This is a genomic window from Acinetobacter tandoii, from assembly GCF_008867985.1.
GTDB lineage: Bacteria > Pseudomonadota > Gammaproteobacteria > Pseudomonadales > Moraxellaceae > Acinetobacter > Acinetobacter tandoii.
The window spans coordinates 186,597-203,778 of record NZ_VXLD01000004.1; the positions used below are offsets into that span (position 1 = coordinate 186,597).

Consider the following 17,182-nt stretch of genomic DNA (forward strand, 5'->3'; position numbering starts at 1 on the left):
GATACTGTTTTAGATGAAAAATGATTGAGTCAGATTTAAAACTCAGATCGATTAGAACAATTGCGACAGACAAGCGCTGTCTGATCATCTATAAAACGCGTATGTGTATAAACAGTTCAAGCATCGGAAAAATGACGGCTTTACGCCAATACTTATTTTATTTTTTACAATAGTTAGAACTTATAAATCTTTTTTGTTTTATCCATCAAAATAAACAGTGTAGAAAAATCAAAGAGAAAAATGCGCAAACCATTCAGAATTAGGCTTTATATAGTGGATTAAATTTTTTCACCTACGACTAAAAAATAATACGCGAGCAGTCTCTGGGGATAAATCTACAACTCAAAAAAGCCTCTTTCATCAGAGGCTTTTTTGAGTCAAATGACCTTATGCTGCAAACAAAGCAGGATTTTTCTTTAAACTTTCACGTTGCTGTATGGCCGATACATAGCGGTCAATTGCAGGATGTGGTTTTAATAAATTCATTTTTAATTGCCACATGATCATTGCCCCTAAACTAATATCGGCTGCCGTAAACTGTGAACCGCATAAATACGGGCTTGCCTGTTCCAAACCTTGAACCAAGGCTTGATAGGTATCCTGATAATCACCATAGCCCATAAACATTTTTTGCTCTGGTGCAACCTGAACTTTTAAATGCTCATTGTCCGAAGCTGCTGCAAACGGGCCTGCACCAAAGAATAACCAACGATAATATAGGCCTCTTTTCGGATCATCGAGTGCAGGCGCTAAACCTTTTTCAAAGAATTTATCTGCCAAATATGCACAAATGGCATCCAACTCATAAATCACTATATCACCGTCAACCAAAACTGGCACTTTACCAAAAGGGTTGAGTTTTAAAAATTCGGCTGATTTCATTTCCTCGCCATAAGCGACTTCTATACGTTCAACCTCAATCCCCAAATCAAGAATGAGCCAATCCACCACAACGCCGCGAGATTGTTTATTTGTATATAAAGTTAAAGCCATTGTTCTATCCTCTGTGTTTATTGTTTTTTTAGAATAGAACGAGGCTGTGTCAGTTTTTGTCAGTAGTGTTGGGGCATTTTTATGAATTTGAAAATTCCTTTTGACACCATTGCTGAAATAAATGACGCTTAAATTGAGGATAGACTTGTTCAGTTAATATGAGCGTTTGTATTCGATCTAAACGGAAATTTCTAAAATCTTCCCGTAATTCACACCACGCAGCCAATAACATTTTGTCATTAAAATATCCCAATGCAAACGGCCATAATTGCCTGTGTGAAATCTGTTTTTGTTCATCAATATAATCAATCTGGATTTTAGTTTGTAAACGAATGGCGATACGAACTTGTTCCACAACCGTTTGGTCAACATCAATCCATGAATGAATAGATTTGAGATAGGTATCGTTTAAAAATTCTTGTTTTCTTTGCGGTAATACAGCTCTTAATTTGCTCAACACTGAATGTGAAGCCTGTTGTAATGCTTGATCAGGAATAGATTTGGCCCATTGTAATGCCAGATACATGGCTTCAATTTCTGATTCATCCAAACTCATAGGTGGAAGAAGAAAGTTTTCTTTTAATTGAAAGCCTACACCAACACTTCCCTCAATATTGACCCCTTGATCACGTAAACTTTCAATATCTCGATAAACACTTCGCACACTGATTTGTAAATGTTCAGCCAAACGCTGCGCAGTAACAGGATAACGCTGTTCACGAAGATGCTGTAATAAATGAAGTAATCGAATAGAACGGCTCATAGCGGATTTTCTTGTTATTCAAAAGTAATTTTAGGCGTATATCCTTACACGCCTTGAAAAATAATCAACTTTGCTTAAGCGACATCAGAAGCATTGACTTGCAGATTTAAAAACTGATCTAAACTTGCGACATCATCGGCAATGGTCAACGGATTAAACTGCTGCAAAATATTTTTAGTATGTACACCATAGGCGACGCCGACTCTTGGCATGGCAATATTTTGTGCCATTTCCAAATCATAAGAAGTATCCCCGACCATAATTGCCTGTTCTGGACGTAAGCCTGTGAACTGTAAGATTTCCCGCAACATCAACGGATCAGGTTTAGACTTAGTTTCACTTGCTGCACGCGTAATCTCAAACAAATCATGACTATTGGTTTGAGCCAGCACACGATCCAAACCTCTACGGCTTTTACCTGTCGCCACCGCAAGTCGTGCACCCTGATTTTTGAGTCCGTACAACATTTCCGCAATACCCGCAAACCAGGCATCATCCTTTGAATGTGCAACGTAATGATCGCCATAACATTTCAAAAGATCAGTATGTAATTCAGGCACTGTCGGAAATAAAACTTGAGCGACTTCAGGCAAACCCAAACCAATAATACTTTTTGCCGCTTCAGGAGTTAGGGGTTGTTCAAATTGCTGCGCTGCAAACAAAAGACTATCTACAATTTGCCCCACTGAATCAAATAATGTGCCATCCCAATCAAAGATAATCAGTTCTACAGGTTTTTGCATGCTGGGGTTCCAATATTTGCTTTTATGAAGAAAATTTACACGATGCATTTGCTACATGATGGCGACAAGGATGTCGCCGTTGAGCTGACTTGCACTTCGCTTTAAAGCAGTGCTTAAAGCGCGTTCAGGACGTTCCATCAGCTCAACAAAAGATTTTTGTTACTTTTCATCTTTGAAAAGTAAAAATGACCAATACAGCATCATTTCCAGTTAATCACGACAAAAGAGGTCCTATTTTATTACCTCTCTCTAACCCTCTCCAAAGGAGAGGGAAAAGGTTTAGTCCTTTTTCTGTGCTCTTAACTGCGCCACAATACTCTGCATATCCTCAGGTAAAGGCGCTTCAATTGGTGGATAACCAGGAATATCCAAACGCATAGCGTGTAAACATAACCGACGCGGTTTAGGGCCATTGTACTCAGTTTCATGACCATATTTATCATCACCAACCAAGGGATGACCAATACTTAAACCATGTACACGAATTTGATGGGTACGACCTGAAAGCGGTGAAGCATACACCAAAGTCGCATGCATAAAACGCTCAGCGACATTCCACTGAGTTTTCGAATCTTTCCCTTCTTTAGATACGCGCACACGACGTTCACCGTTCGAGAGTTCATAACGATGTAAAGGCGCATCAATCAACTGTTTATCAAGGCTCACAACACCTTTGACCACAGCAGCATAAGTCTTTTTAATTTTGTGTTCACGCAGCATATCTTGCAAAGTTTTTAACACACTACGTTTTTTAGAAATCATCACCAAGCCAGATGTATCACGGTCAATACGGTGAATCAGTTCCAAATATTTTTTACCCGTCGCAGCCCGTAAGCCTTCAATCAGACCATAAGCCACGCCACTGCCGCCATGTACCGCGATGCCCGAAGGCTTATTCACCACCATCAAGCCTTCATCTTCATACACCACACGACTCAGTAAGCTTTGCGCCACTTTGTCAGACACAGGTGCTGCCGTTTCATCTTTTTGTTCATAACGAATCGGTGCAACACGAATCTGGTCACCAATCGCCAATTTAGTTTCGGCTTTAATGCGCTTTTTGTTCACGCGCACCTGCCCTTCACGAATCAAACGATAAATGCGACTTTTCGGTACACCCTTGAGTCGGCTAAATAAAAAATTATCGATGCGTTGACCCGCTTGATGCTCATCCACTTCAAACCAAGTGACACTTTGCCATTCTTGCGTAGAATTCATACAGATACTGTGACCTAAAAAAATACTAAAATTGATTAAAAACTGATCATTTAGGCTATACTTTTCACTAGAAACGTAAGCTTAGCCCATAGGCAGATGATGCAAGGTTTGCTATAGTCAGCGCACGGAAACCACCGTAAGTGAATCATCATCAACACATTTCAATTATATTCATATTGAAATATGGCTGAAATTTTGATTATAAACTCGGAAAGGTCCCAAAAGAATTATGCCGACGCCGAAGGCTTATTATATCGGCAAAACTGCAAACTGTTGCGTTTAATTGTACCTCAGGTACATAAATCAGTTTGCCTGAAAAAATATGTCGCCAACCTCAAGTTGGTTTTTAAACGTAAACTGATACACATCAGATTAGTCGCACCCTGAAACCACATTCAGGCTACAGCGTCTGATGCATTGGATCTGCACAATTTGTAAAGATACGACGATAATTCCGTATCAAGACACTCTTATGTAGGGATGCTCTTCGAGCAATGTGACAGTGAAAGTTACTCACATCCAATGCACCGCTTGTCCGCCAGTGAAGTGTGCAGGTGACTTTAATCGTTTAAAGATTGAAGCCGTATTGCCATCATCAATACGTGAATCAAAACTGGAGCCCATCTTTAAAAAGGCCAGTGAAAACCCTCAGACCACAATTGGTTTATTTGAGATCTGAGTTTGATCCGTGATGTTTGATGTTCGCTACGTGTATAGCGATTTTTTGCTGTGTATCACTATAAGGTGTTACACCCATGAAACGTATGTTGATTAATGCAACACATGCCGAGGAAATCCGCGTTGCACTGGTTACAGGTCAGCGTCTTTACGATTTTGATTTAGAAAATCGTACCCGTGAACAAAAAAAATCGAATATCTATAAAGGTCACGTGACTCGCGTTGAGCCTTCTTTAGAAGCTGTATTCGTTGAATACGGTGCGGGGCGTCAAGGTTTCTTGTCGATGCGTGAAATCGCAAATTCATACTATAAAGCTGACCCGCGCCAGACTTCAAATATCCGTGAACTGATTACTGAAGGCACTGAACTTTTAGTCCAAGTTGAAAAAGAAGAGCGTGGCAACAAAGGCGCTGCACTTTCTACCTTCATTTCTTTGGCAGGTCGCTATTTAGTCCTCATGCCTAACAATCCAAAAGGTGGTGGTATCAGCCGTCAAATTTCGGGTTCGGTTCGTGAAGAATTGAAAGAAATGCTTGCATCACTCAATGTGCCTCGTGGCATGAGCGTGATTGTACGTACTGCGGGTATTGGTCGTTCTCAAGAAGAATTACAACTCGATCTACAGCACCTTCTCGACCTTTGGGCACAAATTCAAAATACAGCGAGTTCTGGTCCATCACCAATGTTGGTGCACCAAGAAGCAGGTGTAGTGACACGTGCCATCCGTGATTACTTACGTGATGATGTCGCTGAAATTTTAATTGACTCTGAGCAAGCCTATAACGAAGCTTATAACTTCGTAAAAGCGGTGATGCCTCGTCAAATCGACAAGTTAAAAACTTATACTTTAAATGAGCCTTTATTTGCTCATTTTGGTATCGAAAGCCAAATTCAAACCGCTTACGAGCGTGAAGTGAAATTGCCTTCTGGTGGTTCAATCGTGATTGACCAAACAGAAGCTTTGGTTTCTATCGACATTAACTCGGCAAAATCGACTCGTGGACACGATGTAGAAGAAACCGCACTCAATACCAACCTTGAAGCTGCTGAAGAAATTGCACGTCAATTGCGCTTACGTGATATTGGCGGTTTGGTAGTGATCGACTTCATCGACATGACCAAAGACCGTAACCAACGTATGGTTGAAGCGAAATTACGTGAAGCCACCCAAAGCGACCGCGCGCGTATTCAGTTTGGTCAATTGTCTCGCTTCGGTTTAATGGAAATGAGCCGTCAACGCTTACGCCCATCTTTAGAAGAAGCCACTGGTTATGTTTGCCCACGTTGCCACGGTACAGGTATGGTGCGTGACTTGCGCTCACTTTCACTTTCAATTATGCGTAAAGTGGAAGAAATAGCCCTACGTGAACGTCATGGTGAAGTGCAAGTTGAAGTGCCTGTAGAAATTGCAGCATTCTTATTGAATGAAAAGCGTCACAGCTTGGTTTACTTAGAACAAACGTCAAATGTGCGTGTAACGGTATTGCCGCACCCACACTTAGAAACGCCTCATTACGAGATTTCTTATAACCCTGAAGGCTTCGCGCCAACCAGCTATGAACGTACTGAAGCAACTCGTTCTAGCGAAAAAGAATTGGGTTATGAAGCTTCAGATTGGCACTTAGAAGATGCCGATCAACAACCAAGTGTTGCACCAGTTGCTGACAAACATGGCAAGAAAAAGCCACAGCAAGCTGCTCAACAACAGCAAACTCCTGCTGCTGCACCAACTGCATCAAGCAGCCCATGTGCATGGTTAGAAAACTTGTTTGTTCAAAAGCAAGCTGCAACTGTAGATCAAGCACGTACAGCAAATAATGCAGCAGCTGCAATTGAGCAAATGGTGAATGGTGGTGCTGTCAGTCGCGGCCAGTTTGGTCAAGTGACTACACCTGTTGCTGTTGCGCCTACGCCTGTAGCCAGCAACAACGTGTACTTATCAGCAACATCTGCTCCACAAAAAGCGGAGCAACGTGACTTTGTAGAAAAAAATTCTGAGAAAGAAGAAAAATCGCAACGTCACAACAAAAAGCGTAACAACAACAAGCAACGCGAACAACGTGAGCAACCACAAGAACAAAATCAAGTGGTTGAAGAAGTTGTGCAAATGACGCGCCAAGAGCAACGTCAAGAACAGCGTGAACAAAAGCGCCAACGTCAGCAACAACGTCACCCTCAACAGCAAGATCAACAGAACGAAATTCATGCTGAGCAAGCTGTACCACGTCGTGACCGTAACAACCAACAGCGTCCAAATCGCCCAAATCGCCACCGCGACCAAAGTGTATTCAATGAACAGCAAGCTGCTGTAGCTACACCTGCTCCAGTCGTGGTCGATGAGCAACAGGTCAAGGTAGAAGTGATTGATGCTCCGCGTCAAGACATCCTGCCGACAGCACTTGTGGTGAATGTTGATCAAGCTCAAAGCGAAATCATTGCCATCAACACAACCTCAACTGCAAAGGCCGTTGAAGCAGAAAAACCTACTACCACAGAAACATCAGAAGTGGTTAAGGCAACTCCTGTAGCGGTTGAACCTGAAGCAAAAGTTGAAGTTGAAGTTCAAACTCAAACACCAACTGCTGAAGTTAAAACAGAGGAGCAAAAACCTCGCTCTGATGGCAAACGTGCGAGCAATGACCCGCGTATGCGTCGTCGTCAACAACGTGATGCTCAAGCTAAACAAGTGCAAGCGCCTAAGCTTAATCCATCACAAGTGCCGACTTTATCACAATACACGGTAGGTAGCTTAATTCGTCAAGTATATGGTGAAGACTGTGCCGTACTGATTGAGCAATTTGGTTTGATTCCAACCTTCAACCGTGCATTAGAAAAGTTCACTGCTGAATATGCAGCGAGCCTCAATACCAGCACTGTAAACATTGAAGTTGAGAAAAAACCTGTCACGCGTGATGTCGAAGTTGCGAAAGCTACTCCTGAAGCTGAACCTGCGCCAGTGTTGGACTTAACACCACCAAAGCCTGAGTCAGAAAAGCGTGTTGCCAATGACCCGCGTGAACGTCGTCGTTTAGCAAAACAAGCCGCTGAGCAAGCTCTAGCACAAGCAAAGCAAGCACAAGCGGAAGAAGCACCAGTTGCAGCTAAACCAACTGCTGTGGCAGTAGTTGAAAACGTTGCTGAGGTGGTTGAACCTGTCGAAGCAGCTACTGAAGTTACTGTAACCGAAGCTGTTGCTGAACCAGTAGTAGCAGAAGATGTAACGGTTGAAACAAAGGCGCCTGCGAAAGCCAAAGCGAAAGCAGAACCTGTACAGACTGAGTTGGCTGTAGATGTTATCGAAGATACAGCGACAGAAGAAACTGCGGCTGAAAAGGAAGAGAAAGAAAAAGCTCGTCCGCGTCGTCCTCGTGGTCGCCCACCGAAAAAAACCACACCTACAGCAGAGTAAGTATTTACCCAATTGTTGTAAAATAATTAAAACCTAGTCATTTCGATGGCTAGGTTTTTTTTGTTATTTTGAACAGATTAGGTTGATTGCACTAGAAAGAAACGATTAAAAGGACAACTGTACAGATTACTTCGTTCAACCTGTAGACAAAGACATCGTATTGGACACGAAAAATAAATAGGATTCTTATGAGCCAAACCACACAGAGCGATCTTATTGGAATTACAGACGTCGCTGCCAAAATCCCACAATTTATTGGAAAACTTCCGCATCTGGTTACAGGGTTGAAACAAGCATATTTACGTACCCCGAACTCACCCGCGGGCTTAGGTATTGCGTTTGAAAAAGCCGTAAAACGCAACCCACATGGCTATGCATTATTATTTGAAGAACAGAAATATACTTACCAGCAACTCAATGATTGGGCAAACCAAATCGGACATTATTATCTGTCGATTGGCGCACAAAAAGGTGATGTCATTGCAGTGATGGTTGAAAACCGCCCAGAACTGGTTGCCAGTGTCTTAGCCTTGGCAAAAATCGGGGTAACTGCTGCTTTAGTGAATACTTCACAAGTTGGCAAAGTCTTGGCACATAGTATTAATTTGGTCAACCCAATTGCACTGATTGTCGGTGAAGAATGCCGCGCTGCCGTAGATGAAATTCGTCAAGAGCTTAATTTGCCTGAGCAGCGCTTTTATTGGTTTGCCGATCAAGAAACACGTCAATATGCAGGTACAGCACCCGCACATTATCTAAATTTAGCCGATGAAATCACCACCTTCCCGACCTTTAACACGCCAACCACACATAGTGTTAAAGGCAAAGATGGACTATTTTACATCTATACTTCGGGCACCACGGGCTTACCGAAAGCGGTCATCTTCACCCATAGCCGCTGGACACTTGCCTATGGCACTTATGGGCACGTGTTGGATTTAAACAGTGATGATGTTATGTACGTTACCTTACCACTCTACCATGCGACAGGCATTGTGGTGTGCTGGTGTGGCGTGATTGCAAGTAGTGCGACTTTGGCATTACGACGCAAATATTCGACCTCTGCATTTTGGAAAGATGTGCAAAAATTTAACGCATCTGCGATTGGCTATGTAGGAGAGCTATGCCGTTACTTAATGGATGCACCTGCATCGGAGTTAGACCATGCCCATCGTGTCAAAAAAATGATTGGCAATGGCATGCGCCCGAATATCTGGGATAAATTTAAACAACGTTTTGGTGTAGAAGAAGTGCTTGAACTCTACGCATCTAGTGAAGGTAACGTTGGCTTTAGCAATGTATTTAATTTCGACAATACTGTCGGATTCTCCCCAACACCGTATGCCATTGTTCAATTCGACAAAGAGAAAAATGAACCTATTCGAGACGCACATGGTTGGTGCCAAAAAGTAAGTAAAGGCGAAGTCGGCTTGTTGATCGGTAAAATTACACGTCGCTCCCCTTTTGATGGTTATACCGACCCTGAAAAAAACAAATCCGTGATTATGTCCAACGTGTTTAAGAACGGGGATGCCTACTTTAATACGGGTGATTTAGTCCGTGATATTGGTTTCCGTCATGCACAGTTTGTAGATCGTCTCGGCGACACCTTCCGCTGGAAAGGGGAAAATGTTTCCACCACCGAAGTCGAGAATATGTTGTGTGAATATCCAAAGATTGTCGAAGCTGTGGTGTATGGTGTAGAAATTCCACACACCAATGGACGCGCAGGCATGGCAGCCATCACCTTAGCAGAGCAAGCCCAACTGAATGAACAAGACCTGCAAGCCATGCTCAGTTGCTTCAAAAAGAGTCTACCTGCCTATGCGATTCCTGTATTTTTACGTGTTCAGAAACAAGTAGAAACCACAGGCACCTTTAAATATCAGAAGAACAAGCTAAAAGAACAAGCTTTCAATCCAGAAAAAACCGATGAGCAAATATTAGTCTTATTGCCAAATAGCAGTGCCTATTGCCATATGAGTACTGAAATTTACAGCAATATTCAGCAGTATCAATATCGCTTCTAAATTGAAATTTTGGCAATTTTTTGCATAAAATCAGGCAAAGTTGTTGTATTTATAATCAAACATCAACAACTTTGCGATTTTTCTCTTGCGCTCGTTCGATATCTTGCTACAATACGCTCCATCAAAACGAGATGGGTCGTTAGCTCAGTTGGTAGAGCAGCGGACTTTTAATCCGTTGGTCCCGCGTTCGAGTCGCGGACGACCCACCACTTATTTTGATTCCTGATGGGTCGTTAGCTCAGTTGGTAGAGCAGCGGACTTTTAATCCGTTGGTCCCGCGTTCGAGTCGCGGACGACCCACCATCTTTAAGCTTTATCTAAAAGCTGTCATAATGTGAAAACATTCTAAATGGGTCGTTAGCTCAGTTGGTAGAGCAGCGGACTTTTAATCCGTTGGTCCCGCGTTCGAGTCGCGGACGACCCACCATTTATTGCAAAACATCTTAAAATATCTCTTTTAGCACCGCTCTCCGCATAGTTACTGCATTTTCATAGCATCTTTATCGCTTCTAATTTCATTGCAAATTATTGATCTTTAATTAAACGATAGGCTTGTGTTGGCATCGGATAACCCGCTGCAAATAAATGCTGATTAATTTGATTGTCCAGATCTAAAGTTCGATCCAAATCTAAAATAAGATTATGTTGTTTATCCACTCGATAATAAAATTCCGCACCCTCTTCCAAATGCACCACCAATTCAGAATCTTCTGGATTCACTGACCACGTATCACGTCGATAGGTTCGAATATTGCTGTCTTCAGCCATTTTTTCACTAAACAGCTTACCCGTATAAACAATACTCCGATAGGCAGAACCATCGGCAGCCAAAGTCAGAATATATTCTGCTGAACCTTCGGAACATTGAACAAAATCATCTTTACAGGAAATCTTGACATGATAACGCCCAACATAGGGAGCTTGTTCATCGACTAAATCTTGTTGCACTTTTGATACCGACTCGTTAGGCATACTCGCCTGCCCTGCCAGTTCTGTGAGTTTCTTGCCCGACTGCTGTGAATGGGCAGTAGATGTAGGCTGTGCTTCAGAAGCAGATACCGTCTGATCAGCATCTGGAGGAGTTGAACGACTACATGCTGTCAAAATTAGACTGATGCATAAACACCCCAATAACGTCTCTCCGAACTTCTGATGAAGTCGTACACTTTTCCATTTCATCACGTTAATACACAACCCACATTTATTTAACCGAGCACCCAAAGGGTAAAAAATGTTATTGCGTCATTTATCCTTAAATTCAGCAATAGCATTGCAAGTACCTGTATTTACTTATCAAAAACAAAGGTATCTGTAAATTTGATCACATTTTATGTAGAGCTCGGCTGAACGCCTATATGTATTTACATAACTTAACTATTTTCGTGCTGGCTTTGCTTTAAAAATTGAATTGCATCACCATTTCTTAATTATGAGATTACAAAATATCTCTCATTCTATTTTCAAGGAGACCTGAATGGCCAATGTTGGTTTATATCGTTCGAATCGCCAAAATATAATTGCAGGTGTTATAGGCGGTATTGCTGAACGTTTTGGTTGGAATGCAAACTTATTAAGAATTATTTTCTTTTTGGTTTCAGTCATGAGTGCCGCATTTCCAGGCATTTTAGTTTATTTGATTTTATGGCTCGTCATTCCAAAACGGGTAGAAGCGATGGATTCAGATGCATCAAATTACCACCGCCCTATACGTACTGTGAATAACAACAAGACGCCATTATAGATTTTAAAACAACATCTTTTGACCTACCATTTTGGTCGCTACGGCTTTTTCCCCAAAGAGTCGTAGCTTTTTTTATTTAGCTCACTTATTTTTGATTTTTCAATTGAATTAATTGCTGGTTTAATGCCGCAATCATATCTGCACGACTGATCATTCCCACCAACTGTTGCTGCTCAACCACAGGAATGTAGTTAAACGAACGCTCAACAAAATACGGCACCAAATCTTGAATCGGCTGGCTCGGCTGTACCGTCACCACTTGTCGATTCATAATCTGTTTCACCTGATGCTCCCAACTGGCTTTCGGGTCGGCAGCACGTTTAAACCATTCCACGACTTCATACAGTGCTAGAGTTCCCACCAACTGCCGTGCGTTATTGACCACAGGCAAGCTCATTAAATTAATCTGTTTAAATTTATCTAAGGCAAGATGAATATCATCTTGCTCATTCAGCATCAGTACATCTTTAGACATCAGGTCTTGGCAGGTGAGTTCGTTCACTGCACGTGCGTTGGCAATTTCCTGCGCCTTGAGAATAATCTTTTGTAAATCATATTCACTGATGTCGAGCAACTGTGGCTGATGCTCCAACACATTATGAATATCTTGCGGCTGAATGGTGACTCTTTGAGTCGGTGTTGGATCGGTGGAACGTGAGTTTAGCTGTGCCGTTTGCGGATATTGGCGCCCCAACAATCGGTTAAAAATAATGGCAATAACCAGTAGCAATAATGAATTCAACAACACAGGATAGGCTATAAAAGCATAACCCAGCTCATGTACGCTTTTACCACCCAATACCGCAGTAATCGCAACTGCACCACTGGGTGGATGTAAAGAATCGGTGCTCATCATCAAAAAGATCGAAAACGCCACCGCAACACTGAAGGCTTCGGTTAAATTCGGCATATATAACGCGCATGTGACGCCGATAAAACCAGCCAAAGTATTCCCAATAATCATGTTCCATGGCTGCGCCAGAGGACTGGCGGGTACAGCAAACAGCAGCACCGAAGAGGCTCCCATTGGGGCAATGTACCATGCATTAATATCCCCCAACACCCACCAACTGATGAGCGAGGAAAGAGCCAAGCCCAATAATGCGCCTAAACCACAGAGTATTCTTTCCTTTAGCGGCAACACTTTAAAATTTGGTTTTAAGGTATTTAACCATTCAAGTTGCATATGAAACACAGCTGCCCTTCTACTTTTTCGCACTTAACTGGTGCAAAATTATACGTGGTCTTACCTATAAGATGCATTTATTTTATATCTTACTTTTATGAGTAATTCTGTTGAATAACCTGTTAAATATATTGCTGTAACTGTGCAACCCGCTCAGCATAATGCTGCATTGGGCAATACGCATACATCGGCGAACCAATATACTGTCCAGCATTATCACACTCTTGATCAACATACGCCTTCCACAAACGCTGTGACTTTAAAATGGCTTGGTAACGTTCGGGCTGCTTCCATTCTGCACTTTGTGCGCGAATTTGATCGAGTAATGCCACAATTTGCTTTTCGTAACATTGTTTAGTCTGATCCGCACAAATTTGTACCACGCTATTGTTAATCCCTGGCAATTGCTGTTCTTGAATGGTTTGCTCAACACATTCACTATACGGATCCGACTCAGTTGTCGGTTGTTGGGCACACGCCAATCCAATAGCACCAAAAACCAATACACTGGTAGATAGAATAAATTTCAGCATAGCTTGAACTTTTGTTGTTATAAATTGCCGTCACTATAACAAAATACTTAACGATCCCCCAATCCACACAATTGATCATCAAGCTTAAAACTCAGATTTAAAGCATCTAAATTCAGCAATTCAGTTCATCCAATAGTGTTCAAGCTGCTGCAAATACATGTATAAATTTTAAATTGATGATTCAAGCTGAACCCTTTGCCACTCCCCTGCAAAATCCTTATACTTAGGGGCAATTTTTCTCTAATTTTTAATGGATGCACCATGAGTCGCGCCATATCGCATATTGATACATTTCAAGGCTTAATTCTTGCCTTACAAAACTACTGGGCTGAACAAGGTTGTGTGGTTTTACAACCTTACGATATGGAAATGGGAGCAGGGACTTTCCACACTGCTACATTCCTTCGTGCATTAGGGCCAGAAACATGGAACGCGGCTTATGTACAACCTTCACGTCGTCCAAAAGATGGTCGTTATGGCGAAAACCCGAACCGTTTACAGCACTATTACCAATTCCAAGTGGTGTTGAAGCCTAACCCAGATAACATCCAACAGCTTTATCTTGACTCATTAAAAGCGATTGGTATTGACCCACTGGTTCATGACATCCGTTTTGTAGAAGACAACTGGGAATCTCCAACACTCGGTGCTTGGGGCTTAGGTTGGGAAGTTTGGCTTAACGGTATGGAAGTGACTCAGTTCACTTACTTCCAACAAGTCGGTGGAGTTGAATGCTACCCTGTCACAGGTGAAATCACTTATGGTTTAGAGCGTTTATCCATGTATCTACAAGGTGTAGACTCAGTTTACGACTTGGTTTGGACCAAAGGTCAGTTTGGTACTGTAACCTATGGCGATGTGTTCCATCAAAATGAAGTCGAACAATCGACCTATAACTTCGAATATGCCCCTGTCGACAAATTGTTTGAATTGTTCGATTTCTACGAAGGTGAAGCGAACCATTTAATCGAAGCGAAGTTATCTCTTCCTGCTTATGAGCAAGTGGTTAAAGCATCACATACCTTTAACTTGCTTGATGCACGTGGTGCGATTTCGGTAACTGAACGTCAACGTTACATTTTACGTGTGCGTACTTTGGCACGTGCAATTGCACAAAGCTATGTACAAGCGCGTGCGGAATTGGGCTTCCCAATGGCAGAGCCTCACTTACGTGATGAAGTTTTAGCGCAATTAAAAGCTCAGGTTGAAGCAGAAGCTGCTCAAGCTGAAAAAGCAGCGGAGAACAAATAATGTCTAAACATACTGTTTTATTTGAACTTGGCTGTGAAGAACTTCCACCAAAAAGCTTGAAAACTTTACGTGATGCTTTAAAAGCTGAAACTGAAAAAGGCTTAAAAGATGCGGGCTTGGCATTTGACGCGATTGAAGCCTATGCAGCACCACGTCGTTTAGCCCTTAAAATTGTCAATGTAGATGCTGCACAAGCGGATACACAAAAGCGTTTTGATGGTCCTGCGGTTCAAGCAGCTTACGATGCAGAAGGCAAACCAACCAAAGCTTTAGAAGGCTTTATGCGTGGTCAAGGCATTACAGCAGATCAAGTTTCGACATTCCAAGCAGGTAAAGTTGAAAAAGTCTGCTTCTTGAAAGATGTGAAAGGTCAAAGCCTTGAAGCACTCTTGCCACAAATTTTACAGACTGCTTTGGATAACCTTCCAATTGCAAAACGTATGCGTTCAGCGGCCAGCCGTACTGAATTTGTACGTCCTGTAAAATGGGTTGTGTTGCTTAAAGACAATAATGTTGTTGAAGCGACGATTCAGGATCACAAAGCAGGCAACGTGACTTATGGTCACCGTTTCCATGCGCCTGAAGCGATTACTTTAGCCAATGCAGATGCTTACTTAGATGCACTTCGTGCAGCGAAAGTTGTGGCGAATTTTGAAGAGCGCCAAGCAATCATCGACCAGCAAGTGAAAGCTTTGGCGGATGAAGTCAATGCGATTGCGATTGTGCCTGCGGATCTTCGTGACGAAGTGACCGCATTGGTGGAATGGCCAGTTGCGCTTCGTGCAAGTTTTGAAGAGCGTTTCCTTGCTGTGCCTCAAGAAGCATTGATCACGACTATGCAGGACAACCAAAAATACTTCTGCTTGGTAAATAGCGACAATAAGTTACAGCCTTACTTCATTACTGTTTCCAATATTGAGTCTAAAGACCCAACGCAAATTATTGAAGGTAATGAGAAAGTGGTTCGTCCACGTTTGTCGGATGCTGAGTTCTTCTTCTTACAAGACCAAAAGCAACCGCTTGCATCTCGTAAAGAAAAACTGGCAAATATGGTATTCCAAGCACAATTGGGTACGCTTTGGAACAAATCTGAACGTATTGCCAAATTGGCGGTAGCCCTTGCGCCAATTACAGGTGCAACCGTTGCTGATGCTGAAAAAGCAGCACTTCTGGCAAAATGTGACTTAACTTCTGAGCTTGTAGGTGAATTCCCAGAACTTCAAGGTATTGCAGGTACTTACTACGCACGTCTTGAAGGCGAAAATGACGAAGTAGCTGAAGCTTTAGGTGAGCAGTATCTTCCGAAATTCGCTGGTGATGTTTTACCAAAAACCAAAACAGGTACAACCATTGCCCTTGCAGATCGTTTAGACACGCTCACAGGTATTTTCGGTATTGGTCAAGCACCGACTGGTTCTAAAGACCCGTTTGCTTTACGTCGTTCTGCGATTGGTATTTTGCGTTTAGTGACTGAAAACAACCTTGATGTTTCAATTGAAGCACTCATCAAGTTGGCTTTAGCGGCTTATGGCGATGTATTGAAAGATCACGACAAGACTTTGGCAGATGCTGTTGCATTCTTAGAAGGTCGTTACCGTGCGAAATACGAAGACCAAGGCGTTGCGGTTGATGTGATTCAAGCGGTTCAAGCTTTGTCTCCAAAATCTCCACTTGATTTTGACAAGCGTGTAAATGCGGTAAATCACTTCCGTAACTTGGCTGAAGCGGCTGCACTTGCAGCGGCAAACAAACGTGTTGCTAACATTCTTGCAAAAGAAGAAACACCTGAAGGTTCTGTAGTTGAAGCGAACTTAGTTGAAGACGCTGAAAAAGCATTATTTGCTGAGCTTCAAGCAGTGACACCTGTGGTTGAACCATTACTTGCAGCAAAAGACTACACTGCTGCACTCTCTAAGCTTGCAGCACTTCGCGCGCCGATTGATGCATTCTTTGATGGTGTAATGGTTATGGCAGATGATGCTGACCTAAAAGCAAACCGTTTACGTTTATTGGCTCAGTTGCGTAACTTGTTTACTGCTGTGGCTGATGTGAGTGTGTTGCAAGGCTAAGCCTTAATTGGTTGTAAATTAATGAGAACCCCTCTATAAATTAGTGGGGTTTTTTAATATTAAGAATAAATCAGAAGTCATCATAATGAATACCACTTCAATTAAAAAATTTTACCGTATAGATGCTTATCTTGTTCTCTGCCACACCCTTTTACTGGTAATCGGTTATGGTCTATGGAAACTATATCCTCATATAAAGACCAAACCAGATATGAGCGGCCTGTTCTTTATGATTATCTCTATTCTAGGCGGTTTTGCAGGGCTGATTATGCTAGCTATAACTCTGCCTCGTTTAGACCGTTCTGTTCGTAATTTATCAGTGAACAAATTTATTTTGGCTCTGCTGTATTGGGTTTCTAGTACCGTTATTTTCGTGCTATTTGGCATCAGCAAATTCTTCTTCAATAATCCGCTCGTTTTGCTAATTTTTGTTTTGGTTTTTTTCAGCAGTATTTATCTTTCGGTGATTCGCCTTGCAGATATGCGTAAAAAAGACTGGCTGATCTTAAGCGGAATTTTTGGAGCTATTGTGCTGTTATTCTTTTTGCCAGAGCTTTAGAAAATGGT

General features: G+C 42.1%; 13 protein-coding genes and 3 tRNA genes. 9 read left to right on the forward strand and 7 right to left on the reverse strand.

What is annotated here, in order from left to right; translation table 11 throughout:
• Nucleotides 1–387: 387 nt before the first annotated feature.
• The 4 genes from F4W09_RS08445 to F4W09_RS08460 all read right to left on the reverse strand — a co-directional run bounded on the left by F4W09_RS08445 (nt 388) and on the right by F4W09_RS08460 (nt 3,717).
• Nucleotides 388–993, reverse strand: a complete 606-nt coding sequence (locus tag F4W09_RS08445) for a glutathione S-transferase family protein (protein WP_151504568.1) — start codon at nt 991–993, stop codon at nt 388–390.
• Between the two features lie 79 nt (nt 994–1,072).
• Nucleotides 1,073–1,756 (reverse strand): helix-turn-helix transcriptional regulator, encoded by a 684-nt coding sequence (locus F4W09_RS08450; protein ID WP_016168325.1) that lies wholly within the window; start codon nt 1,754–1,756, stop codon nt 1,073–1,075.
• 74 nt (nt 1,757–1,830) lie between these two features.
• On the reverse strand, nt 1,831–2,499 hold the full coding sequence (locus F4W09_RS08455; RefSeq protein WP_016168326.1) for an HAD-IA family hydrolase: 669 nt from the start codon (nt 2,497–2,499) through the stop codon (nt 1,831–1,833).
• 279 nt (nt 2,500–2,778) lie between these two features.
• Nucleotides 2,779–3,717 (reverse strand): RluA family pseudouridine synthase, encoded by a 939-nt coding sequence (locus F4W09_RS08460; RefSeq protein ID WP_016168327.1) that lies wholly within the window; start codon nt 3,715–3,717, stop codon nt 2,779–2,781.
• Between the two features lie 755 nt (nt 3,718–4,472).
• On the opposite strand from F4W09_RS08460, the gene F4W09_RS08470 reads away from it, so the two are divergent.
• The 5 genes from F4W09_RS08470 to F4W09_RS08490 all read left to right on the forward strand — a co-directional run bounded on the left by F4W09_RS08470 (nt 4,473) and on the right by F4W09_RS08490 (nt 10,262).
• Entirely contained in the window at nt 4,473–7,805 is a 3,333-nt protein-coding gene (locus tag F4W09_RS08470) for an Rne/Rng family ribonuclease (RefSeq protein WP_151504569.1), read from the forward strand.
• Between the two features lie 188 nt (nt 7,806–7,993).
• Entirely contained in the window at nt 7,994–9,835 is a 1,842-nt protein-coding gene (locus F4W09_RS08475) for a long-chain-acyl-CoA synthetase (protein ID WP_016168329.1), read from the forward strand.
• A 133-nt stretch (nt 9,836–9,968) separates the two neighbouring features.
• Nucleotides 9,969–10,044, forward strand: a tRNA-Lys gene (locus F4W09_RS08480).
• A gap of 18 nt (nt 10,045–10,062) precedes the next feature.
• Nucleotides 10,063–10,138: transfer RNA gene (locus F4W09_RS08485), tRNA-Lys, on the forward strand.
• A 48-nt stretch (nt 10,139–10,186) separates the two neighbouring features.
• Nucleotides 10,187–10,262: transfer RNA gene (locus F4W09_RS08490), tRNA-Lys, on the forward strand.
• Nucleotides 10,263–10,360: 98 nt separating this feature from the next.
• On the opposite strand, the gene F4W09_RS08495 is transcribed toward F4W09_RS08490, so the two are convergent.
• Nucleotides 10,361–11,017, reverse strand: a complete 657-nt coding sequence (locus F4W09_RS08495) for a hypothetical protein (RefSeq protein ID WP_151504570.1) — start codon at nt 11,015–11,017, stop codon at nt 10,361–10,363.
• A 292-nt stretch (nt 11,018–11,309) separates the two neighbouring features.
• Here F4W09_RS08495 and F4W09_RS08500 point away from each other — a divergent pair, with 292 nt between their 5' ends.
• The gene (locus tag F4W09_RS08500; protein WP_016168331.1) at nt 11,310–11,576 is read left to right on the forward strand and encodes a PspC domain-containing protein; all 267 of its coding nucleotides are present in this window, start codon (nt 11,310–11,312) and stop codon (nt 11,574–11,576) included.
• A gap of 85 nt (nt 11,577–11,661) precedes the next feature.
• Here F4W09_RS08500 and F4W09_RS08505 read toward each other — a convergent pair whose 3' ends face one another.
• Complete coding sequence (locus tag F4W09_RS08505; protein ID WP_016168332.1) at nt 11,662–12,762, reverse strand: HPP family protein; 1,101 nt, start codon at nt 12,760–12,762, stop codon at nt 11,662–11,664.
• Between the two features lie 122 nt (nt 12,763–12,884).
• On the reverse strand, nt 12,885–13,295 hold the full coding sequence (locus tag F4W09_RS08510) for a lysozyme inhibitor LprI family protein (RefSeq protein ID WP_016168333.1): 411 nt from the start codon (nt 13,293–13,295) through the stop codon (nt 12,885–12,887).
• Nucleotides 13,296–13,556: 261 nt separating this feature from the next.
• Here F4W09_RS08510 and glyQ point away from each other — a divergent pair, with 261 nt between their 5' ends.
• From glyQ to F4W09_RS08525, 3 genes are all read left to right on the forward strand, one after another.
• Nucleotides 13,557–14,546, forward strand: coding sequence for a glycine--tRNA ligase subunit alpha (glyQ, locus tag F4W09_RS08515; protein WP_016168334.1), 990 nt, complete (start codon nt 13,557–13,559; stop codon nt 14,544–14,546).
• On the forward strand, nt 14,546–16,615 hold the full coding sequence (gene glyS, locus F4W09_RS08520; protein ID WP_016168335.1) for a glycine--tRNA ligase subunit beta: 2,070 nt from the start codon (nt 14,546–14,548) through the stop codon (nt 16,613–16,615). Before glyQ ends, glyS begins: the two co-directional genes overlap by 1 nt.
• A gap of 85 nt (nt 16,616–16,700) precedes the next feature.
• Complete coding sequence (locus F4W09_RS08525) at nt 16,701–17,174, forward strand: hypothetical protein (RefSeq protein ID WP_016168336.1); 474 nt, start codon at nt 16,701–16,703, stop codon at nt 17,172–17,174.
• Nucleotides 17,175–17,182: the final 8 nt, after the last annotated feature.

What these genes read in the sequence shown, in the direction of transcription:
- F4W09_RS08455 (WP_016168326.1), bottom strand. Translation starts at nt 2,499, where the DNA reads ATGCAAAAACCTGTAGAACTGATTATCTTTGATTGGGATGGCACATTA.
- F4W09_RS08525 (WP_016168336.1), top strand. Translation starts at nt 16,701, where the DNA reads ATGAATACCACTTCAATTAAAAAATTTTACCGTATAGATGCTTATCTT.
- F4W09_RS08450 (WP_016168325.1), bottom strand. Translation starts at nt 1,756, where the DNA reads ATGAGCCGTTCTATTCGATTACTTCATTTATTACAGCATCTTCGTGAA.
- F4W09_RS08500 (WP_016168331.1), top strand. Translation starts at nt 11,310, where the DNA reads ATGGCCAATGTTGGTTTATATCGTTCGAATCGCCAAAATATAATTGCA.
- F4W09_RS08460 (WP_016168327.1), bottom strand. Translation starts at nt 3,717, where the DNA reads ATGAATTCTACGCAAGAATGGCAAAGTGTCACTTGGTTTGAAGTGGAT.
- F4W09_RS08505 (WP_016168332.1), bottom strand. Translation starts at nt 12,762, where the DNA reads ATGCAACTTGAATGGTTAAATACCTTAAAACCAAATTTTAAAGTGTTG.
- F4W09_RS08470 (WP_151504569.1), top strand. Translation starts at nt 4,473, where the DNA reads ATGAAACGTATGTTGATTAATGCAACACATGCCGAGGAAATCCGCGTT.
- glyQ (WP_016168334.1), top strand. Translation starts at nt 13,557, where the DNA reads ATGAGTCGCGCCATATCGCATATTGATACATTTCAAGGCTTAATTCTT.
- glyS (WP_016168335.1), top strand. Translation starts at nt 14,546, where the DNA reads ATGTCTAAACATACTGTTTTATTTGAACTTGGCTGTGAAGAACTTCCA.
- F4W09_RS08445 (WP_151504568.1), bottom strand. Translation starts at nt 993, where the DNA reads ATGGCTTTAACTTTATATACAAATAAACAATCTCGCGGCGTTGTGGTG.
- F4W09_RS08475 (WP_016168329.1), top strand. Translation starts at nt 7,994, where the DNA reads ATGAGCCAAACCACACAGAGCGATCTTATTGGAATTACAGACGTCGCT.
- F4W09_RS08510 (WP_016168333.1), bottom strand. Translation starts at nt 13,295, where the DNA reads ATGCTGAAATTTATTCTATCTACCAGTGTATTGGTTTTTGGTGCTATT.